The following is a 20,338-nucleotide window of genomic DNA, read 5'->3' as shown; positions in this document are numbered from 1 at the left end:
CGTGCGCATCGCACTGCTGTCCTACCGCAGCAAGCCGCACTGTGGCGGACAGGGCGTCTACGTCCGCCATCTCTCCCGCGAACTCGCCCTCCTGGGCCACAGCGTCGAGATCTTCTCGGGTCAGCCCTATCCGGAACTGGATCAGGTGGCCATCGATGCCGGCGTCACCGTCACCAAGGTGCCGAGCCTGGGACTCTACGACGAGCCGGACCCGTTCCGCACGCCCCGGCCGTCGGAGTACCGCGACTGGATCGACGTCCTCGAGGTCGGTTCGATGTGGACGGCGAGCTTCGGCGAGCCGCTCACCTTCAGCCTCCGGGTGGCCCGTCTCCTCAAGGAGCGTCGCGACGACTTCGACATCGTCCACGACAACCAGTGTCTCGGTTACGGATTGCTCGACATCCAGAAGGCGGGTTTCCCGCTGATCGCGACGATCCACCACCCCATCACGCGCGACCGCACGCTGGCGGTGAAGGCGGCCAAGGGATGGCGCAAGATCAGCGCATGGCGGTGGCATTCGTTCCTGCGCATGCAGGGTCGCGTGTCCCGCCGGATCCCTGAGCTGCTCACCGTTTCCCGGAGCAGTGAGGTCGACATCCGCAAGGCATTCGACATCCCGTCGGGCCGTATCACGACGATCCCGCTGGGAGTCGACACCGAGATCTTCACGCCGGCTGCCACGCGGGTGCCGGGTCGCATCGTGTGTGTCGCCAGTGCCGACGCTCCGTTGAAGGGCGTGTCCTACCTCCTCGAGGCGGTCGCCAAGCTGTCGTCCGAGCGCGACGTCGAACTGGTACTGGTGTCCAAGTTGGACCCGAACGGTCCGTCCGCCGAGATGATCGAGGACCTGGCGATCTCCGATCGGGTCACGGTGGTGTCCGGACTCGAGGACACCGAGCTCGCCGGTCTGCTCGCTTCTGCCGAGGTCGCGTGCGTGCCCTCGCTCTACGAGGGCTTCTCGCTGCCCGCGGTGGAGGCGATGAGCTGTGGCACGCCGCTCGTCGCCACCCGGGCCGGCGCGATCCCGGAGGTCGTCGGAACCGCCGAGGAGGCCGCATTGCTGGTGCCGCCGAGGGATTCCGGACGTCTGGCCCAGGCCATCGGCCGGCTCCTCGACGACGCGGACCTGCGGACGCGACTCGGTGACGGCGGTCGTCGCCGCGCCGAGGAGAACTACAGCTGGGCAGCGGTGGCCGCGAAGACGGCGGCGCACTACGAAACCGTGCTCGCCGGACACCGGCGGGCAACAGAAGGGACAGTGAGTGCTCACAGTTGATTTCGACCGGCTGGGCGTTGGACCGGGGACCAAGGCGATCGACATCGGGGCGGGGCAGGGTAGGCACTCGTTCGAGATGTTCCGTCGCGGCGCTGAGGTCATCGCATTCGACATGTCCGAGAGCGACATGTCCGACGTCGGTGAGATGTTCGACGCGATGATGGCCGAAGGGCATGTGCCCGCGTCGGCCAAGGCTCGCGCCGAGGTCGGGGATGCGCTTCGTCTCCCGTACTCGGACAACAGTTTCGACGTCGTGCTGATGAGTGAGATCCTCGAGCACATCCCGAGCGATGAAGGCGCGATCACCGAGATGGTGCGCGTGCTCAAGCCGGGTGGCGTCGCGGCGGTCACCGTGCCCCGGTACTGGCCGGAGAAGGTGTGCTGGGCCCTGTCCGACGAGTACCACGAGGTCGAGGGTGGGCACGTTCGCATCTACAAGGCCTCCGAGCTCGCGGACAAGTTGCGCCGCGCCGGACTGGAGGTCACCGGCACCGACCACGCCCACGCCCTGCATGCCCCGTACTGGTGGCTGAAATGCGCGGTGGGAGTCGAGAACAACGACAACGTCCTGGTGAAGGGTTATCACCAGCTGCTCGTCTGGGACATGATGAGCAAGCCGTGGCTGACCCGCGTCGGGGAGCAGGTGCTCAACCCGCTCATCGGCAAGTCGGTGGCCCTCTACCTGCGTAAGCCCGAGACCGCCACCGCGTCTTCATGACCGGGCCCTCCAGGACGGGAGCTCCATGACGGCCGCTCCGGCGGTCCCCGGTGTGGTCACGGCCGACGAGATGCACGCCACGGGTGCCGCGATCGTCGGCATGCAGGAAGAGTCCGGGGCACTGCCCTGGTTCCCGGGCGGTCAGACCGACCCGTGGGACCACATCGAATCCGCGATGGCGTTGTCGGTGACCGGGTTTCACGCCGAGGCCGAGGCTGCGTACGAGTGGTCGCGCCGCAAACAGCGCGATGACGGTTCGTGGCCCATCCGCACCGTCGGTGGCAAGGTGGAGGACGCGGGCACCGACAGCAACTTCTGCGCCTACATCGCGGTCGGGGTGTGGCACCACTACCTGATCACCGGTGACGACGCCTTCCTGCAGAAGATGTGGCCGGTGGTCTGGTCGGCGATCGACTGTGTGCTCCGCTTCCAGCGAGACGACGGTGCGTTCCGCTGGGGCGGCGACCACCGGACCGGGGCGATGTTCGGGGAGGCGCTGATCACGGGCAATGCCAGCATCTTCCAGGCCCTGGACTGCGCCATCCGGATCGCCGGGGAGATGGACCAGCCCGACGACGCCTGGATCGCGGCTCACAGTGTGCTCGGCGACGCCATCCGTACCGACGTCGCGCGCGACGAGTGGCAGATCTTCACCCCGCCGTCCGAACACTCGATGGACTGGTACTACCCGATCCTCGGCGGCGCGGTCCGCGGTCGCGACGGTCAGGAGCTCATCGCTCGCCGGTGGGAGCAGTTCGTCGTGCCGGGCAAGGGGGTTCGATGCGTGGACCACCGTCCGTGGGTCACCGGCGCCGAAACATGTGAACTCGCACTGGCACTCGATGCGCTCGGCGACACCGCCGACGCCGTCGAGCTCATCGCGTCCATCCAGCACCTGCGCGACCCCGATGGATCGTATTGGACCGGACTGGTTTTCGCCGACGGCAAACGCTGGCCGGTGGAGAAGAGCTGCTGGACCTCGGCGGCGGTCGTGCTGGCGGCCGACGCGGTGAGCCGTACGAGTGTGGCCAACGGGATCTTCCGGGATGTGCGGCAGAGGCTCGTGGCACCGACGCCCTGATCGGTCATCGCTCGGAAGATCATTCCTCGATCGACAAGCGCGGGTCGGTCTGCTCGGCGAGGGCCCGACGCGCTTCGTCGTGCAGCACTTCACGCAGATCTCCCTCGAGCGCGACGAACTCGGGGGAGGTCTGAACCGCCAGTTCCCGCGGTCGTGGGAGGTCGACGCGTGTTTCCCGGACGACGGTCGCCGGACGGGCGGACAGCACGATCACCCGGTCGGAGAGGTAGACGGCCTCACGGATGTCGTGGGTGATCATCAGCACGGTCCAGCGGTAGCGTTGCCACACCGACTGCAGCCACGACTGCATCTCGGTCCGGGTCAGCGAGTCGAGCGCGCCGAACGGCTCGTCGAGCAGCAGGAGATTGCGATTCTGCACGACCGTGCGGAGCAGTGCCGCCCGCTGCCGCATCCCGCCGGACAGCTGAGACGGACGCGCGTCCTCGAACCCGGACAGTCCGAAGGTGGGGAACAGTTCGGCGGCCCGGCGCCGGGCCTCGGCTGTCGACACACCGTGCACCTGGAGGCCGAGGATCGTGTTGTCGAGGATCGTGCGCCACGGGAACAGCAGGTCTTTCTGCGGCATGTACGCGCAGTGCCCGGCCACTGCGGTGTCGGAGCCGACGGTGACGCTGCCCGAGTCGGGGACGTCGAGCCCGGCGAGCATGCTGAAGATCGTGCTCTTGCCGCATCCACTCGGCCCGATGACGGAGACGAATTCGCCGGGTTCGGCCGTGAACGAGACCGCGTCGAGGACATGCCGCCGGGGACGACCTCGGCCGGGCTGAGGGAAGGATTTCGTCAGCCGGTCCACGACGAGCCGGCGGGTCTCGTCGGTCATGACGGCGCCTTCTCGGCTCGCGCCCACGGTGCGACGACCCGTTCGACCGCGAAGGTCAGCAGGTAGAGGGACACACTGACGAGTGCCGTCACCAGGACCGCGGCGAGCACGAGGTCGGTGCGGAACGAGTTCTTCTGCAGGCTCATGTAGATGCCGAGCCCTTGCGTGGCGCCGACGTACTCGGCGAACACGGCACCGACCACCGCGTAGGTGATGCCGATCCGCAGCGCGGTGAAGAACCGGGGCAGCGCGGAGGGGAGGCGGACGTAGCGAAAGATCTGGCGGCGAGTGGCACCCATGCTCCGCAGGAGTGCGCCGGCCTCGCGGTCGGCGGCCGCGAATCCCTCGATCAGCCCGATCGCCATCGGAAAGAAGGTGACCAGGGCGATGACCAGGACTTTGGGCAGTACGCCGAATCCGAACCAGATGACCATCAGCGGCGCGATCGCGATGATCGGCAACGTCTGCGACGCGACGAACAGGGGTACGAACGCCCGGCGCAGTACGGGGGAGAAGTCGACGATGATCGCCAGCACCCATGCCAGTACCAGCGACACCCCGAATCCGATCAGTGTGACCTGGAGAGTCGCCGCGGCATGCACCCCGATCTCGCTCCGGTGCGCCCACCCCTGCTCCGCGACACGCGACGGTGACGGCAGGAGCTGGGGCCGGATTCCGCTGAGCTCGACGTAGATCTGCCAGACCGCGACGAGGGCCGCCACCGTCACGATCGCGGGTGCCGCCCGCCGGAGACCGGTGCTAGCGGGCGGGGCCACGGCACTCAGCCCAGGTACTCATTGGTGAAGTAGGTCGACCAGTCCGGTTCGGCCGTGAGCGGAGCGCCGTCCGGACCGGTGAGAAGTCCACTGCGGTAGAGGAATCCGGAGTTGCCGGCCCATTGTTCCAGCGTTTGCGTGCCGACCTTGCCGTCGGCATCCTTCATGTACCGGTCGGCGAGCATCCGCTGGCTCTCGATCACCAGCTGTTCGTCGTTGAACGCGCCGGGGTTGGCCTCGATGAGGTCGCGTGCGGCCGCGTCTGGGTCGTCCGCCGCGGCCTGGTAGCCGCGTTGCAGCGCCCGTACGAACTTCGCCGCACGCTCCGGATTCTCCGCCAGCCAGTCCTCGTTGGCGTCGACGACGATCGCGTAGGCCTCCGGGAATCCGAAGTCGGTGTAGTGGAAGTACTTCATCGGGGTTCCGTGATGCTCGGCCTCGATGCCCTCCCAGGCGAGGTAGGAGACGGTGAAGTCCGCCCGCCCCGAGTAGACGGCCTCGTACGCGGAGGTGCCGAGGGTCACCGACGTGAAATCTCCTGTGCCGCCGTCGTTCCGGATCACCTGCTTGAGGGTCTCTTCCTCGCCGGGGTCGCCGAACCCGGCATATGTCCTGCCGTCGAGGTCCTTCGGGCTCGCGATGTCGTCACGACCGGCCCGAACCCCGATACCCGTCGCCCATCGCTGCAGCGGCGCGAGCACGGAGATCGTGTGCGCGCCCGAGGCCCGGGAGAAGGTGGACGAGTTGTGGGTGCTGATCCCGAACTGGGCGTTCCCCGCGTCCACCACGGTGTCGACGGCGGTGTTGTTGTAGGGCAGTATCTCGACGTCCAGTCCGGACTCGGCGAAGAAGCCGCGCTGTTGCGCCACGAACAGTCCCGTGTGGTTGGTGTTCGGGGTCCAGTCGAGCGCGAATCGGATGGTGTCGTCGGAGGCGGAGTCCGACCCGCACGCGGTGGCTGTCGACAACACCGCGATCGCGACGACGAACCCGGCGAGGGTGCGGTGCACGCGGCCGATCATGCGGCGGGCCATGCGTAGGGGTGCAACGCGGTGTCCCAGAACATGAGCTCGTACCGGGTGGCGACGGTGAACGCCGCGGTCATCGCGGCCTGCTCGTCCGCGCCGGCGGACGCCGCTGCCGCATCCACCAATTCCCTTGCCCGAGCGGCGGACTCCTGGAACTCCGGGGCGTCGTAGGTGGTCACCCACTGTGCATAGGGATGGTTCGGGTCGGCGGCGAGAACCGCGGCGGCGCTCGCGGCAAGTCCTCGGCCGACATCGGCGTAGATCCAGAAGCAGGGCAGTGCGGCGGCCGCGCCGACCGCGTACGACTCGGTCGCGGCGGTGGCGATCAGATAGGACACGTACCCGAGGCAGGCGGTCGACGGCTCGGGTTCACCCTGCCGCGGCGGCAACTGGCCTCCCTCGAGCAGGTCGCCGTGCAGGGTGACCTCGACGGCGGCCGCGGTTGCCGACGAATTCGCCCAGAACGCCGCGGTCTGCGGATCCGGCGACTTCGACGCCAGGATCGCGAGTGCTCTCGAGTACCCGGCCAGGTACAGGGAATCCTGTTCCAGGTAGGTGCGGAACACCTCCAGGGGCAACGTCCCGTCCCCGAGGCGGCGCAGGAACTCGAGATCGTCGATCGCCGCCCTCAGGCCGGAGGTGTGGTCCCACAGCTGATCGGTGAAGCGGCCGGTATCGGACAAAAGCGTACGCAAAGACATGACATCCCTTCGCCAGCATTACCTGGACAGGTTCTCGGGTCTCATCTCAGCCCCGCGGTCGCGGAGCACCCCGTGTCAGAACGGAACCAGGCTAGCAGAAGGGAGCAGGGGGCCTAGACGACCGCGGGCTCGATGCCCAGCTTGCCGGCCAGCTTCGCGAGGTATCCGGTCGCGCGCTCGACCGAGTCGTCGGGCAGGCCGTACAGCACTGTCGTGACCCCGATCTCGCGCCACTTCTCGAGCTTCTCGGGGACCGGCCGGAAGTCGAGCACGACGATCTCGGGCTCGCCGTCGCGGCCGGCGTCGGACCAGATCTGCTTGAGCAGGGACACCGATCCCTCGATGTCCTCCTCGCCGGGGGTGGTGATCCACCCATCGGCACTGCGCGCGATCCACTTGAAGTTCTTCTCGTTGCCCGCCGCGCCCACCTGCACCGGGATGTGCGACTGGGTCGACTTGGGCCACGCCCAGCTGGGGCCGAAGTTCACGAACTCGCCGGCGAACTCGGCCTCTTCCTGCGTCCAGAGAGCGGTCATCGCCTCGAGGTATTCACGGAGCATGGTCCGCCGCCGCTTCGGCGGCACGTCGTGGTCGGCGAGTTCGTCGAGATTCCAGCCGAATCCGACACCGAGAGTGACTCTTCCGTCGGAGATGTGATCGAGCGTCGCGATGGTCTTGGCGAGAGTGATGGGGTCGGACTGCACCGGCAGCGCCACCGCGGTGGCGAGCCGGATGCGTTCGGTCACGGCTGCGGCGGCGGCGAGTGACGTCCAGGGGTCCAGGGTGCGCATGTAGCGCTCGTCGGGAAGGGTCTCGTCGCCGGTGCGGGGGTGTGCGGCGTCGCGTCGCGTCGGAATGTGTCCGTGTTCGGGGACGTAGTACGACGCGAACCCCGCATCCTCGATGAGCGGAGCCAGGACATGGGGCTTGAGCCCCCGGTCACTGGTGAACTGCACGATCCCGAAATCCATGTGGCCCTCCGACGGCGTCGTTCGGTCGTCCGCACGATCCGGACGGTTGACTGGACACCAGTCTAGGTGATCGGCGTCACTCAGGCCAGGGGTGCCGGTGGGCGCCGGCCGTTCGATCACGCGGATGTGTGGACAGCGCCGGCATGACGAAGAGGTCGAGGTGACGCCGGATCTGCGCGGCGTCGTCGATGTCGAGTGCCTCGCCGGGCGAGGTGCCGAGGCTGATCAGCACGCGCGCAACCCATTCGGACACCTCGCGCAGATCGTGCGCGGGGTGTATCTCGCCCCGGTCGACGGCCTGCTCGACGAAGGGGAGCCAGAACGCCGCGAGGTCGGGGATCAGTTTGACGACGCCGACGCCCGCGCATTCGGCGAACTCGGTCGGCTCCTCGGTGCGGAGCCTCAACAGCAGCGTGCCCGGGTCGTCGTAGGCGCCTCGACCGATACGCACCCCGGCGGTGAGCTGGCCGGCCAGGTCGCCGATGGCGTCGAGCTCGGCACGGGCGTCGCGCCAGAACGATTCGGTCAGGCGGACGATCGTCGCGCCGATCATGGACGGTTTGTCCGGATAGTGCCGATACAGCCACGCGCGGGACACGCCCGCCGACTCCGCGACCTGTTGCATGGTGGTCGCCCGGATGCCCTTGTCCGCGAGCAACTTCTGCGTGGCGTCGAGCAACCGCTCGTGGACCGTCGTGGTCGAGGCTTCGGTCACCGGCATCTCCTGCGTTCGGGGTCGTCGCGCGCCGTGTGTCCGGGTGTCCGCTCGGGGTGGGAAGCAGATACGTCGTAGACAGTTCGCGGATTCTGTGTACACGATACGTCCCGTCGTGTAGACACAAATCAGATTGTGTCTACATCCACATCGTGACCACAGCGGGTCCATCGAGGGGGCAGTGTGCCTTTACCAACAACCGCGATCATCGGCGCCGGAATCAGCGGGCTGACCGCCGGGAAGATGCTCACCGACTACGGCGTCCCGTACACCTGTTTCGAGAGTTCGGACAGGGTGGGCGGCAACTGGGCGTTCGGGAACCCGAACGGTCACAGCAGCGCCTACCGGTCGCTGCACATCGACACCTCGAAGCATCAGTTGTCGTTCCGGGATTTCCCGATGCCCGACGACTACCCCGACTTCCCGCACCACACCCAGGTGAAGGCGTATCTCGATTCGTATGCCGAGGCCTTCGATCTGTACTCGTCGATCGAGTTCACCAACGGGATCGAGCACGCGGCCCGGTTGGACGGCGGCGGTTGGGAACTGGAGACCCAGCACGGCGAACGTCGACGGTTCGACCTGCTGGTGGTGGCGAACGGTCATCACTGGGATCCGCGGTGGCCCGACTTCCCCGGCGACTTCGACGGCATCGAGATGCATGCCCACCACTACATCGATCCGCGTACCCCGCACGACTTCACGGGCAAGCGCATCCTGGTGGTCGGGCTGGGCAACAGCGCGGCCGACATCGCCGTCGAACTGTCGTCGAAGGCGCTGGACAACAAGCTGACCCTCTCCACGCGGTCGGGTGCGTGGATCGTGCCGAAGTACTTCGGCGGCAAACCGGCGGACAAGTACTACCGGTCGACGCCGTACCTGCCCACGTCCTGGCAGCGGAAGTTCGTCCAGGTCATGCAGCCGGTGACCGCGGGCCGCCCAGAGGATTACGGCCTGCCGACGCCGAATCACAAGTTCTTCGAGGCGCATCCGACCCAGTCGGTGGAACTGCCGCTACGCCTGGGGTCGGGCGATGTCATCCCCAAACCCAACATCAGTCGATTCGACGGGTCCACGGTCCATTTCGACGACGGGACGGCCGACGACTTCGACATCATCATCTACGCGACGGGGTACAACATCACGTTCCCGTTCTTCGACCCGGACTTCATCAGTGCGCCCGACAACCGGATCGACCTCTACAAGCGGATGTTCTACCCGGGGATCGACGACCTCGTCTTCGCCGGGTTCGCACAGGCGGTTCCGACCCTGTTCCCGTTCGTGGAGTGCCAGGCGCGGCTGATCGGGGCCTACGCGACGGGACACTACCGGCTTCCCTCGGTGCCGGAGATGCGACAGACGATCGAGGCGGACATGCAGTACTACACGGGGCACATGCTCGACCGGCCGCGACACACACAGCAGCTCGATCACTATCTCTACGAACACAACATGCGGACCAAGGAGATCCCGGCCGGCATCCGCCGTGCCCGGCAGCAGGGGCCGCCGACCTGGGCGGGGATCACCGCGGACCTGGTCACGAAGGGAGTCTCCGCATGAGCACCCCCGACGGCGCGACCACCGTACGTTTCCGCTCGACCGACGCCGAATGCGATGCCTGGTTCTTCCCGGGCGCGGAGTCGTCGGCATTCGAGATCGACGGCAAGCGCCCCGTCGTCGTCATGGCACACGGCTTCGCCGGGACGAAGGACTCGGGCCTGGCCCCGTACGCACAGCGTTTCGCGGCCGCCGGTCTGGCGGTCCTCGCGTTCGACTACCGCGGCTTCGGATTGTCCGGAGGTGATCCGCGACAACAGATCTCACTGGAACGCCAGGCCGACGACTATCGCGCGGCGGTCACCGCGGCCAGCGAGCAGCCGGGAGCGGATCCCGAGCGGATCATCCTCTGGGGTGTGTCCCAGTCCGGCGGGCACGCGCTCACCGTCGCCGCCGATCGCACCGACGTGGTCGCGGTCATCGCGGTGGTCCCGCTGGTCAACGGTCTCGCTGCCGGTCGTGTCGCTTATGCGCAGGTCGGTGGGGCGGCCATCGCCCGATCCACCGCCACCGCGGTGGCCAGTTTGGTGGCGCGGCGGTTCGGCCGCGCGCCCAAGATGATGCGGGTCGTCGGCGAACCCGGCGACGTGGGTGCCGCGCTGACCGCGCCCGGGTTCCTGGAGAGTTATCGCGCCATCGCCGGGCCGTCGTGGCGTAACGAGGTCGACGCATCGGTCGGGCTCGAGATCGGATCGTTCCGGGTCGACAAGTACGCCACCCGTGTCCATGCCCCGGTGCTCTTCCAGATCGCCGACTTCGACTCCGCCGCACCGCCGCACGCGGCGTCGAAGACCGCGTTCAAGGCGCGCGCCGAGGTTCGCCATTACCCGTGCGACCACTTCGACGTCTTTGCGGGCAACGATTACTTCGAACCATGCGTCGCACACGAGATCGGCTTCCTGACCAGGCATCTGGTGTCGAGGTCCGAGGTCGTGGGGACCGGGACGCGATGAGCCGGGCGATTGTGATCGGGGGTGCCTCCGGCATCGGTCTCGCCACGGTCGACGCGTTCGTCGAGCAAGGTGTGCAGGTGATCGTGGCCGACCGCGACACCGAACGTGCCGACCAGGTCGCGGCCGCGCGCGACGGGGTGGCGGCGGTGCACCTCGACGTGACCGACGAGGCTTCGGTCGCAGCGACTTTCGCCGATGCCGGCGAGTTCGACACCGTGGTGAACTGCGCCGGTCTGTCGAATCCTGGTGCACTGACCGAACTCGAACTCGATGCGTGGCGAAACACCGTCGACACCTGCCTCACCGGCACGTTCCTCGTGATCAAGCATGCCGGACGCCGGATCGCCGACGGCGGGTCGATCATCTGTGTCGCGTCGCTCAACGGGCGTCAGCCGGGCGCGGGCATGGGGGCGTACTGCGCGTCGAAAGCCGGTGTGCTGATGCTCGTCGAAGTGGCCGCCCTCGAGCTCGCGGATCGTCGGGTGCGGGTCAATGCGGTGTCGCCGGGACTGGTCATGACGCCGTTGACCGAGGGCATCGGCTTCGTGCCGGGCCTCACCGAGGACTATCTCGACAACACCCCGCTGGGCAGGAGCGGGGAACCCGCCGAGATCGCCGACACGATAACGTTTCTCGCCTCGGACAAGGCGCGCTGGATCACCGGTGCCGCCTTCGACGTCAACGGTGGTGCGCACCTTAAGCGCTACCCCGACGTGCTCGGCAAGGTGCGCGCGCTGGCCGGGGAGGGGTAGTACCGCGCCCCTCTGCTCGCCGAGGTGTCAGACCTTCGGTGCCAGTGGCGCGCCGACCTCGCCCGAGTCGCGGCGGAGGACACGCAAAGAGCCTTCGGCGCGAACTTCCGTGAACTGCCCGGTTTCCAGCGCCTGGCAATAGATCTCATACGGTGGCCGACCGCCGTCGGCCGGGTCGGGGAAGACGTCGTGGATGAGCAGCGCGCCACCGATCCGCACCCACGGCGCCCAGCCGTCGAGGTCGGTCTGCGCCGCCTCCATGCTGTGCCCGCCGTCGATGAAGACGAAGTCGGCCGGGCGGCCCCAGATCTTCGCGGCGACAGCCGACGGCGCGAGCAGTCCGACGACGGTGTTCTCGAGCCCGGCGTCGAACATGGTGCGGCGGAACCGTGCCGACGTGTCGAGTGTTCCGGTGTGCGCGTCGACCAGGGACTCGTCGTGATACTCCCAGCCGGGCTGGTGTTCCTCGGAGCCGCGGTGATGGTCGACCGTCACGATGACGGCGTCGTGCGCCTCGCCGGCCGAACCGAGGAAGACGGTCGACTTCCCGCAGTACGTTCCGATCTCCACGCCGACCTTCGTCGAATCGGGTTGCGAGAGATACTCTCCGGCGATCTCGAAGAGTGTCTGGGCCTCGTCGAGCGGCATGAATCCGGGTGCCTCGTCGGCGACGCGGAGGCGGTCGGTGGAGGGTGCGTTGGGCGACGGTGCCGCGGGTTGTGACATGGCACCAGATCCTATCGGGTGTGTGAGGGTCGCCGCGTAGGGTGAGCCGTATGAAAGCTCAGGTGCTCACCGCAGAGACAGGACCCTCCGGACTCGAGTTGACCGACGTCCCCGACCCCACGCCGGCCGACGGTCAGGTGATCGTCGACGTGAAGTCGTGCGGCGTGTGCTTCCCCGACGTGCTGATGAGTCAGGGCAAGTACCAGCTGCGCGTCCCGACCCCGTTCACCCCCGGCACCGAGGTCGCCGGCGTGGTGCGCTCGGCACCCGAGGGGTCGTCGGTCGCGGTCGGGGACAAGGTCCTCGTGGCGTCGATCGTCGGCGGATTCGCCGAGCAGGTCGCGGCCGCACCCGAACAGCTCCTCCCGCTCCCCGAAGGGCTGACCTTCGAGCAGGGTTCGGCGATGGGGATCAACTATCAGACCGCGCTGTTCGCGCTCAAGACGCGGGCACACACCCAGCCGGGTGAGGTCGTGGGCGTGCTCGGCGCCGCCGGCGGTGTCGGGACCGCGTCGATCATGGTCGCCAAGGCGATGGGCGCGAGGGTCATCGCCATCGTGCACCGCAAGGGCGCCGAGGAACTCCTGCGCAGTGCCGGGGCCGACGAGATCGTGCAGCTCGAGGAGGGATGGGGCACCAAGCTCAAGGACATCGTCCCCAGGGGCGTCGACGTCATGATCGACCCGTCGGGTGGCGAGGTGTTCGACGAGGCGCTGCGGCAGGTGGCGCCCGACGGCCGGTACGTCGTGGTGGGCTTCGCGGCGGGCGGTATCCCGACCGTCAAACTCAACCGGGTCCTGTTCCGCAACATCGCGGTCGTCGGTGCCGCGTGGGGCGAATACGTGCGCACCCACCCGGAGCTGAATCTGCCCGCGAAGCTGCACGAGGAGCTGTCGCAGATGATCGCCGACGGCCTGGAACCCCAGGTGAACGTGACTTATACGCTCGATCAGCTGCCCGAGGCGTTGACCGATCTCGCCGAAGGGCGGATCCTGGGCAAAGCGGTCGTCAAGATCGGTGACTGAGGTCCCCACCTGAGTGCGGTCCCGGCGGCGACCCTCACGAGCATCCGACCGAAGGGATCTGCCATGTGCCGCAACATCACCGAACTCCGTGGACTGGAACCGCCGGCGACGGGGGACGAGATCGAGGCGGCCGCTCGGCAGTACGTGCGCAAGGTGAGCGGGGTCCGCCACCCGTCGGCGGCGAACGCCGAGGCGTTCGAGGCGGCGGTCACCGCGGTCACCGCTGCCACGCGCACACTCCTCGACGTCCTGCCGGAGCGTCGTCAGCCGCCGAAGACAGTGCCCCCGCTCCGGCGCCCCGAGGTCCAGGCGCGTATCGCCGCCCGAGGCTGAACCCCCGGCCTGCATACAGGTTCAGCAGTAGGTATCGCCTGGCGATACCTACTGCTGAACCATTTCGGCTCGCAGAGGAATCTACGACCCGGCGGCTTCGTCGCTTCCGGTGACGATTGTTTCCGCGATGTCCCAGAGCAGGTTGTCGAAGGCCTCGATTGCGTAGAAGATTGCTGACAGCATGGTTTTTCCAGCTTTCGTTTCGAATTCGACGGAGGATGGAAGCCGCGGCGTAACAGCACGTCAACGGCCGTCGGGAGAGCGAGACAATCGTCGAATGAATCGCAACATGCGCGATTCCGACGCGGTCGAGAATGGATGTTACAAATCCCGTTTCCCTGTATCATTGGTAGCACGGCCATCAGAAGCCGACAAGCAAATCGAGAATTCACACAGACAATTCACGTAGGCGCGCACGGTCGGTCGGGGACGGTGACGCGTTGTACCGGCGGGCGCCGCGTCCCGGGCTCGTAGTTCGGTGGCGGTCGACGAGAACGCGCAGCTCCGCGGGATTAAACCCACCGGCGAGCAAAAATTTGGGACACCTCTCGTGCGTCCGGATAGTGTCGACACGGTGTCCAACCACCGATCCCATCGCGCCCACGGGGCCGCGCCGCGCGCTGTTCGCGTCGTAGCGCTGGCCCTGACGGCCGCCATCGTCGGCCTGTTGACCATCCTCGGCGGACCGGCGCCCCGTGCGCAGGCCGCCCCCGCCGACAGCTGTGCGCCGGCCGGCCTCGCGTCGGCGTCGGCGGCGCCGGTCAACCTCGCCGCCGCAGATCAGGGGGGTGAAGACCGCTACACCACCGAGTCGACCACGCCGCTCGACCAGATCGACGTCGGTCAGCTGGAGCTGCTGTCGCCCGGCAAGATCTCCGTCGGCACCCTGTCCGATGCCGGGCCGAGCATCTGTGTGAACAGTGCGGGCGACTTCACCGGCTTCGACAACGAACTCCTCAAGGCCGTCGCCGCGAAGCTTGGTCTGCAGGTCGAGTTCAACGGCACCGAGTTCGCGGGTCTTCTGTCGCAGGTGGCCAATAACCGTTTCGACGTCGGATCGTCGTCGATCACCACCACCGACGACCGCCGCAAGACCGTCGACTTCACCAACGGCTACGACTTCGGGTACTTCTCCCTCGTGGCGCCGACCGCCGGCCCGATCAAGGGATTCGGCGACCTCTCCGACTCGACGCGGATCGCTGTCGTGCAGGGCACCGTCCAGGACGACTACGTCGTCAACACCCTGGGTCTCGACCCGGTGAAGTTCCCGGACTACGCCACCGCGTACGCGAATCTGAAGAGTGGCCAGGTCGACGCCTGGGTCGCTCCGTCGCAGCAGGCGGAGGGGGCGGTCCGCGAGGGCGACGGCACCGCGATCGTCGAGAACACCTTCAGCGTGAACAACTTCGTCGCCTGGGCCGTGGGCAAGAACAAGCCGCGGCTCACCGAGGCCCTCAACTCCGGACTCGACGCCATCATCGCCGACGGCACGTACGCCGATCTCTACGTCGACTGGGTGCCCCGCGAACTGCCCGAGGGATGGAAGCCCGGCAGCAAGGCCGCGCCCGCCCCGGACCTGCCCGACATCGCCGCCATCGCGGCCGAGAATGCCGAGAAGGCCGGCCCGGCGGAGGAGACCGCGCCCAAGAGCACCCTGGAGCAACTCGGCGACACCTTCTTCAACTGGGACCTCTACAAGGAATCATTCCCCGAGCTGATCAAGACCGGTCTCGTCAACACCCTGATCCTGTCGCTGGTCTCGGGAGTGCTCGGCACCATCCTGGGCATGATCCTGGCGATCTGCGGGATCTCGCGGTCGCGGTGGCTGCGCTGGCCGGCGCGGGTCTACACCGACATCTTCCGCGGGCTGCCCGCGGTCGTCGTCATCCTGATCGTCGGTCTCGGTGTGGGTCCGGTCGTCAAGGGCATCACCGGCAACAACCCGTACTGGCTCGGCGCGGTCGCGCTCGCCCTGCTCGCCGCGGCCTACATCGGCGAGATCTTCCGGTCGGGAATCCAGAGCGTCGACGACGGGCAGCTCGAGGCCTCGCGTGCCATCGGCTTCAGCTACCGGGAGTCGATGCGGCTCGTCGTCGTCCCGCAGGGCGTCCGGCGGGTGCTCCCGGCGTTGATGAACCAGTTCATCAGCCTGATCAAGGACAGTTCGCTGGTGTACTTCCTCGGGCTGCTGGCCAGCCAGCGGGAGCTGTTCGCGGTCGGCCGAGACCTGAACGCGCAGACGGGCAACCTCTCGCCGCTCGTCGCCGCGGGAATCATGTACCTCATCCTGACGATCCCGTTGACACACCTGGTCAACTACATCGACCGGCGCCTGCGCACCGGACGGCCCGCCGAGGTCCAGGACGACCCGCTGCCCCCGACCGTCGTCGAGAAGGGATAGGCCCGTGCCCGATCTCAGCAAGTCCGAGTCACCGTCCCCGAATGCCGCCGTCGTCCGGGAAGCCGTCTCGCTGACCGGTACCGATCTCCACCTGTCGTTCGGCAAACAGCACGTGTTGCGGGGTGTCGACATCCAGGTCGACGCCGGCACCACCACGACCGTCATCGGGCCGTCGGGGTCGGGTAAGTCGACCCTGCTGCGTGTGCTGAACCGGTTGTACGAACCCGATCAGGGAGACATCCTGCTCGACGGACGGTCCGTCCTCAAGGACAACCCGGACGAGCTCCGGCGGCGGATCGGCATGGTGTTCCAGCAGTTCAATCTGTTCCCGCACAAGACCGTCGTCGACAACGTCGCGCTCGGACCGCGAAAGCTGAAGGGGCTGAGCAAGGACGAGGCCCGCGAGGTCGCTCTCCGGCAACTCGAGATCGTCGGGCTCACCAACAAGGCCGACGTGCGTCCGGCACGGCTCTCTGGCGGTCAGCAGCAGCGGGTGGCGATCGCGCGAGCGCTCGCCATGACTCCGGAGGTCATGTTCTTCGACGAGGCGACCTCCGCGCTGGACCCCGAACTCGTCAAGGGAGTCCTCTCGCTCATGGCGGATCTGGCCACCGAGGGGATGACCATGGTGGTCGTCACCCACGAGATGGGTTTCGCCCGCAACGTCTCCGACAACGTGCTGTTCATGGACCACGGAGCCGTCGTGGAGACCGGCCGGCCGGAACAGGTCTTCGACGACGCGAAGTCCGACCGGTTGCGGACTTTCCTGTCCCAGGTCCTGTAGCCGGGGTTCTTGTCGACGGGGGTCTCGCCGACCGCTGGCTCAGCCGATCCCGAAGAGCCTGGAGCCGTTGCGGTAGAACACGTCTCGGAGCCAGTCGGCACCGAGGTCGAGGCGGATGATCGCCTCGAGCGCATGGGTGTAGCCGTAGGGGATGTTCGGGAAATCGCTGCCGAAGAGGATCTTCTCGCCGGCGTCGGCCAGACGCGGCAGGTAGTCCGCCGGGAACGGGGCGTCTTCCTCGGCGAAGTCGGTGAACGCCATCGTGGTGTCCAGGTGCACATTCGGGTACTCCAGCGCGAGGTCGAGGAACGCGGTGTACTCGGGCATCCCCATGTGCGCGACGATCAGCGGCAACGACGGGAACCGGTGCAGGAGTTCGCGGATCGGCTCGGGGCCGGTGAAGGTGCCGGGCGCGGGCCCCGACCCGCAGTGGATGATGACGGGGACCTGCGAATCGGCGATCTGGGACCACACGCCGTCGAGGAGCGAATCGGTGGGGGAGAAGTCGCCGACCTGGATGTGGCACTTGAACACCCGGGTTCCCGCCTGGATGGCGCGGGAGACGTAGGAGTGGGCGGACTCCTCCGGATAGAAGGTCGCGGTGTGCAGGCAGTCGTCATGGCCGGCGGCGAAGTCGTGCGCCCAGCCGTTCAGCCACTCGGCCATGTTCGGCTTGTGGGGGTACACCAGCGACGAGTAGGCCCGCACCCCGAACTCGCGCAGCGTGGCCACCCGGACGTCCTCGTCGGCGCGGTAGGTGATCGGCCACTCGCGTCCCACCAGCGGCCCGACCGAGTCGAAGTAGGCCCAGACCTTGTCCATGACCGGACGCGGCATGAAGTGGGTGTGGACGTCGATGATGCCGGGCAGGTCCAGCTCTGACCAGATCGCGCGCACCCGCTGCGCCTCGTCGGTACTGAACGGCTCGGGGGTCACGGGAACGGCACTGTTCACCCCAGAGACCGTACGCCGGGTGCGCCGCCGGCCGCGAGTGCCACCTCAGCCGGCGGACGACACCGTCGGTGAGATGAGCACCTTTCGGTGGTCGTTGGGCACGGAGAGTTCGCGGAAGACGCGGTCGGCCTCGTCGAGCCCGACGATCTCGCTGACCAGCGCCGACGACCCGATCGCGCCCTTGCTCAACTCGGCTGCCGCGGTGCGGAATTCGCTCGCGGTGTAGTAGGAGACGAAGTGCATCGTGGTCTCTTTCACGACCCCGGCCACCGGCATGAACGAGTCGTCGCTCAAGCAGACGCCCGCGATGACGATGGTGCCGTGGGTGGCGACCGCGTCCAGGGCGGCGGCGATCATGCCCGGCTTGCCCACGCATTCGATGACGACGTCGAAGCCCGGTCCGACGTGCGCAAGGAGTTCGTCGGGGATGCACACCGCGGACGCACCGAGATCGAGTGCCGCCGCACGCCTGCCCGGGGACGGGTCCGAACAGACCAGGTCGGTGGCCACGCCGCGCGACAACCAGTGCAGCGCGGCGAGACCGACCGGACCCGCGCCCAGCACCAGCACCCGGTCCCCGGGACGGACGGACGCGCGGGTGACCGCGTGCAGTCCCACGGCCAGTGGTTCGACCAGGGCGCCGTCGACCGGATCGATGCCCTCGAGAAGAACGCTCTCGGCCGCCCCGACCAGGACGTACTCGGCCAGCCCGCCCGGGAGGACACCGAGTCCCAGGGTGCGCGCCGACCTGCATCGCGCGACGTCACCGGTGAGACAGGCGCGGCACCGGTGGCATCCGATCACCGGCATGGCGGCCACGGTATCGCCGACCCGGAAGGAGTGCGCCGGATCGGCGCGGCCCCGGCCGGCGTCGTCTGGGTCTGCCGGCCCGACGCCGACGACCTCGCCGGCGAATTCGTGACCCATGATCGTCCCGTGCGGGAGCAACGGCGCGGTGGACAGGTCGGAACCGCAGATGCCGTTCGCCGCCACGCGCAGGACGAGCTCGCCGGGGCCCGGCGTCGGGTCCGGTAGGTCGGCGACGAGGAATCGGCCTGCGCCGAACTCTCCTGGGCCGGTCACCGCGGCGCGCATCAGCCCGCCGACCAGCGGACGGACGGGACGTCGTCCGCCGCGCGGGGCACGATGAACACGCCCTCGGCCTCGCAGGTCACCCCCTGCGCATCGGAGATCGTGCCGCGGACGATGCGCTTGCGTCCGTTCCGCTCGGTCACCCACGCCCGCGCGACCAGCGCGCCGAGGGGAGTCGGCCGCCCGTACCGGACGGTGAGGGTCCCGGTGTAGCAGGGGCCCTCGACGCTGGCCGCATTCCCCAGGACGTGGTCGAGGACCATCGCGCACACACCGCCGTGGACCTGGCCGGGCGGTCCCTCGTAGGCCGCCCCGAGGGTGAAGGCGCTGCGCACGCCGTCGTCGACGTGGACGACGTCGAGCGGCGGGGCCAGCGCGTTGCGCACCCCGATCACCGCGTTTCCCCAGGCCATCCCGGTGTTTTCGCGCGTGTGTCGCACCCCGAACGCGCCGTCCATCTGGCGACTCCGCAGGTCGGCCACCACCTCGGCGATCCGCCGTCGTGCCTCGTCGAGGTCCTCATCGGCCACCTCGGTGCGGATCACCGCGTCGACCAGATCCCGAACGGTGTCGGTGAGAGGGGTGTAGACCGCGCGGCGACGCGCGACCTCGTCTTCGGAGATGTCCTCCAGGGTGAACTCCATGTGGCTACCGATCAGTCAGTTGTGGCATAGGTAACGAACAGTGGCGACGCAAATTAGAACGTGTTCTAATTCAACCACTAGAACGTGTTCTCATTTTGCGGTTTCGAGGACATCGACCCCGGGTCGGACGTCGTGCTCCAGCCGATCGAGCGGTGATCCGATCGAACCGCACGAGCGATCCACAGGAGATGTGACCGATGAGCGCGAAGACCTTCGACCTCACCGCACGCGACGAGACCTGGGTGAAGCGGGTGCTGCCCGTCCTGAAACTCGTGGCGAAGACCTATTTCCGCTCCGAGGTCCGGGGCATGGACAAGGTGCCCGACGGCGGCGCGCTCCTGGTGTCGAACCACTCCGGCGGATTGCTGGCGTTCGATGTCCCGGTCATCAGCGTGGCCTTTGCCGACGAGTTCGGTGCCGACCGTCCGCTCTACACCCTCGCCCACGACCTCATCTTCACCGGATCAGGCAAGCAGATCTTCGGCAAGGTCGGCTTCCTCCCCGCCCATCCCAAGAACGCGGTCGCCGCGCTGCGGTCGGGTGCCACGACGATCGTGTTCCCCGGCGGGGAGTGGGAGGCGCTGCGGCCGAGCAGCCAGAGCGCGACCATCGACTTCCACGGTCGAACCGGTTACATCCGCACGGCGCTCGAGGCGGGCGTCCCGATCGTCCCCATCGTCACCATCGGCGGCCAGGAGACGCAGCTGTTCCTCAATCGCGGCGACACGCTGGCGCGTTTCCTCCGTCTCGACAAACTCCTGCGCACCGACACCGCGCCGTTCGCATTCGGCTTCCCGTTCGGCCTGACCGCCCACCTCCCGCCGAACATCCCGCTGCCGTCGAAGCTCGTGACGGAGGTCCTCGACCCGATCGACATCACCGCCGAGTTCGGCAACAACCCCGAACACGACGAGGTCGATCAGATGGTGCGCAAACGGATGCAACACGCTCTCGACGACCTCGCCCGCGCCCGCCGGTTCCCGGTTCTGGGCTGACCACGAGGAGACGAC

At 67.7% G+C, this 20,338-nt stretch carries 21 protein-coding genes and 1 riboswitch; of the genes, 11 read left to right on the top strand and 10 right to left on the bottom strand.

The genetic code is table 11. From position 1 onward, the window contains the following. Nucleotide 1: 1 nt before the first annotated feature. The 3 genes from AC3B6C_RS01545 to AC3B6C_RS01535 are packed head-to-tail and all read left to right on the top strand — an operon-like array spanning nt 2 to nt 3,075. Entirely contained in the window at nt 2-1,276 is a 1,275-nt protein-coding gene (locus AC3B6C_RS01545) for a glycosyltransferase family 4 protein (protein WP_044508152.1), read from the top strand. Continuing rightward, the gene (locus tag AC3B6C_RS01540) at nt 1,263-1,994 is read left to right on the top strand and encodes a class I SAM-dependent methyltransferase (RefSeq protein ID WP_010840567.1); all 732 of its coding nucleotides are present in this window, start codon (nt 1,263-1,265) and stop codon (nt 1,992-1,994) included. The genes AC3B6C_RS01545 and AC3B6C_RS01540 overlap by 14 nt, the downstream gene beginning before the upstream one ends. 25 nt (nt 1,995-2,019) lie before the next feature. After that, on the top strand, nt 2,020-3,075 hold the full coding sequence (locus AC3B6C_RS01535; RefSeq protein ID WP_010840566.1) for a prenyltransferase: 1,056 nt from the start codon (nt 2,020-2,022) through the stop codon (nt 3,073-3,075). Between the two features lie 19 nt (nt 3,076-3,094). Here the strand turns inward: AC3B6C_RS01535 and AC3B6C_RS01530 are convergent, their stop codons facing one another. From AC3B6C_RS01530 to AC3B6C_RS01505, 6 genes are all read right to left on the bottom strand, one after another. Beyond that, on the bottom strand, nt 3,095-3,916 hold the full coding sequence (locus AC3B6C_RS01530) for an ABC transporter ATP-binding protein (protein ID WP_488374663.1): 822 nt from the start codon (nt 3,914-3,916) through the stop codon (nt 3,095-3,097). Next, nucleotides 3,913-4,692 carry an ABC transporter permease gene (locus AC3B6C_RS01525; RefSeq protein WP_010840564.1) on the bottom strand — a complete coding sequence of 260 codons (780 nt, stop codon included), beginning with the start codon at nt 4,690-4,692 and terminating at the stop codon, nt 3,913-3,915. Before AC3B6C_RS01525 ends, AC3B6C_RS01530 begins: the two co-directional genes overlap by 4 nt. A gap of 5 nt (nt 4,693-4,697) precedes the next feature. Then, nucleotides 4,698-5,726, bottom strand: coding sequence for an ABC transporter substrate-binding protein (locus tag AC3B6C_RS01520; RefSeq protein WP_488374662.1), 1,029 nt, complete (start codon nt 5,724-5,726; stop codon nt 4,698-4,700). Beyond that, nucleotides 5,711-6,421 carry a TenA family protein gene (locus tag AC3B6C_RS01515; protein ID WP_488374661.1) on the bottom strand — a complete coding sequence of 237 codons (711 nt, stop codon included), beginning with the start codon at nt 6,419-6,421 and terminating at the stop codon, nt 5,711-5,713. Before AC3B6C_RS01515 ends, AC3B6C_RS01520 begins: the two co-directional genes overlap by 16 nt. Further along, nucleotides 6,409-6,504: riboswitch (TPP riboswitch) on the bottom strand. It overlaps the preceding gene by 13 nt. A 30-nt stretch (nt 6,505-6,534) precedes the next feature. Beyond that, nucleotides 6,535-7,392, bottom strand: a complete 858-nt coding sequence (locus AC3B6C_RS01510; protein WP_014927930.1) for an LLM class F420-dependent oxidoreductase — start codon at nt 7,390-7,392, stop codon at nt 6,535-6,537. A gap of 76 nt (nt 7,393-7,468) precedes the next feature. Continuing rightward, complete coding sequence (locus AC3B6C_RS01505; RefSeq protein WP_488374660.1) at nt 7,469-8,113, bottom strand: TetR/AcrR family transcriptional regulator; 645 nt, start codon at nt 8,111-8,113, stop codon at nt 7,469-7,471. A gap of 177 nt (nt 8,114-8,290) precedes the next feature. Between AC3B6C_RS01505 and AC3B6C_RS01500 the strand changes: the two genes are divergently transcribed. Genes AC3B6C_RS01500 through AC3B6C_RS01490 form a run of 3 tightly spaced genes read left to right on the top strand, consistent with a single transcriptional unit; the run spans nt 8,291 to nt 11,369 of the window. Next, nucleotides 8,291-9,667: a flavin-containing monooxygenase gene (locus AC3B6C_RS01500; protein ID WP_488374659.1), complete on the top strand. Its 1,377-nt coding sequence runs from the start codon at nt 8,291-8,293 to the stop codon at nt 9,665-9,667. Further along, entirely contained in the window at nt 9,664-10,617 is a 954-nt protein-coding gene (locus AC3B6C_RS01495; RefSeq protein WP_488374658.1) for an alpha/beta hydrolase, read from the top strand. Before AC3B6C_RS01500 ends, AC3B6C_RS01495 begins: the two co-directional genes overlap by 4 nt. Beyond that, nucleotides 10,614-11,369 carry an SDR family NAD(P)-dependent oxidoreductase gene (locus AC3B6C_RS01490; protein WP_488358149.1) on the top strand — a complete coding sequence of 252 codons (756 nt, stop codon included), beginning with the start codon at nt 10,614-10,616 and terminating at the stop codon, nt 11,367-11,369. The genes AC3B6C_RS01495 and AC3B6C_RS01490 overlap by 4 nt, the downstream gene beginning before the upstream one ends. 27 nt (nt 11,370-11,396) lie before the next feature. Here the strand turns inward: AC3B6C_RS01490 and AC3B6C_RS01485 are convergent, their stop codons facing one another. Continuing rightward, complete coding sequence (locus tag AC3B6C_RS01485; RefSeq protein ID WP_010840556.1) at nt 11,397-12,095, bottom strand: class I SAM-dependent methyltransferase; 699 nt, start codon at nt 12,093-12,095, stop codon at nt 11,397-11,399. Between the two features lie 50 nt (nt 12,096-12,145). Between AC3B6C_RS01485 and AC3B6C_RS01480 the strand changes: the two genes are divergently transcribed. The 4 genes from AC3B6C_RS01480 to AC3B6C_RS01465 all read left to right on the top strand — a co-directional run bounded on the left by AC3B6C_RS01480 (nt 12,146) and on the right by AC3B6C_RS01465 (nt 16,638). Continuing rightward, a complete protein-coding gene (locus tag AC3B6C_RS01480; protein ID WP_488374657.1) occupies nt 12,146-13,120 on the top strand; it encodes an NADPH:quinone oxidoreductase family protein in 975 nt (324 codons plus the stop codon). A gap of 63 nt (nt 13,121-13,183) precedes the next feature. After that, on the top strand, nt 13,184-13,453 hold the full coding sequence (locus AC3B6C_RS01475) for a DUF2277 domain-containing protein (protein WP_010840554.1): 270 nt from the start codon (nt 13,184-13,186) through the stop codon (nt 13,451-13,453). Nucleotides 13,454-14,027: 574 nt separating this feature from the next. Then, nucleotides 14,028-15,854: an ABC transporter substrate-binding protein/permease gene (locus AC3B6C_RS01470; RefSeq protein WP_044507170.1), complete on the top strand. Its 1,827-nt coding sequence runs from the start codon at nt 14,028-14,030 to the stop codon at nt 15,852-15,854. 4 nt (nt 15,855-15,858) lie between these two features. After that, nucleotides 15,859-16,638: an amino acid ABC transporter ATP-binding protein gene (locus AC3B6C_RS01465; RefSeq protein ID WP_014927924.1), complete on the top strand. Its 780-nt coding sequence runs from the start codon at nt 15,859-15,861 to the stop codon at nt 16,636-16,638. A 39-nt stretch (nt 16,639-16,677) separates the two neighbouring features. Here AC3B6C_RS01465 and AC3B6C_RS01460 read toward each other — a convergent pair whose 3' ends face one another. From AC3B6C_RS01460 to AC3B6C_RS01450, 3 genes are read right to left on the bottom strand one after another with little or no spacing between them, the layout of a single operon-like run. Continuing rightward, a complete protein-coding gene (locus AC3B6C_RS01460; protein WP_488374656.1) occupies nt 16,678-17,592 on the bottom strand; it encodes an amidohydrolase family protein in 915 nt (304 codons plus the stop codon). A gap of 45 nt (nt 17,593-17,637) precedes the next feature. Further along, the gene (locus tag AC3B6C_RS01455) at nt 17,638-18,687 is read right to left on the bottom strand and encodes an alcohol dehydrogenase catalytic domain-containing protein (protein ID WP_488374655.1); all 1,050 of its coding nucleotides are present in this window, start codon (nt 18,685-18,687) and stop codon (nt 17,638-17,640) included. Then, nucleotides 18,687-19,328 (bottom strand): PaaI family thioesterase, encoded by a 642-nt coding sequence (locus tag AC3B6C_RS01450; protein ID WP_010840549.1) that lies wholly within the window; start codon nt 19,326-19,328, stop codon nt 18,687-18,689. The genes AC3B6C_RS01455 and AC3B6C_RS01450 overlap by 1 nt, the downstream gene beginning before the upstream one ends. A gap of 197 nt (nt 19,329-19,525) precedes the next feature. Here AC3B6C_RS01450 and AC3B6C_RS01445 point away from each other — a divergent pair, with 197 nt between their 5' ends. Further along, entirely contained in the window at nt 19,526-20,323 is a 798-nt protein-coding gene (locus tag AC3B6C_RS01445) for a lysophospholipid acyltransferase family protein (RefSeq protein ID WP_488374654.1), read from the top strand. Nucleotides 20,324-20,338: the final 15 nt, after the last annotated feature.

The sequence above is a fragment of the Gordonia sp. 11cp genome (assembly GCF_057767225.1).
The sequence above is the reverse complement of the archived record's forward strand: the minus strand, read 5'-3'. Positions and strand labels throughout refer to the sequence as shown.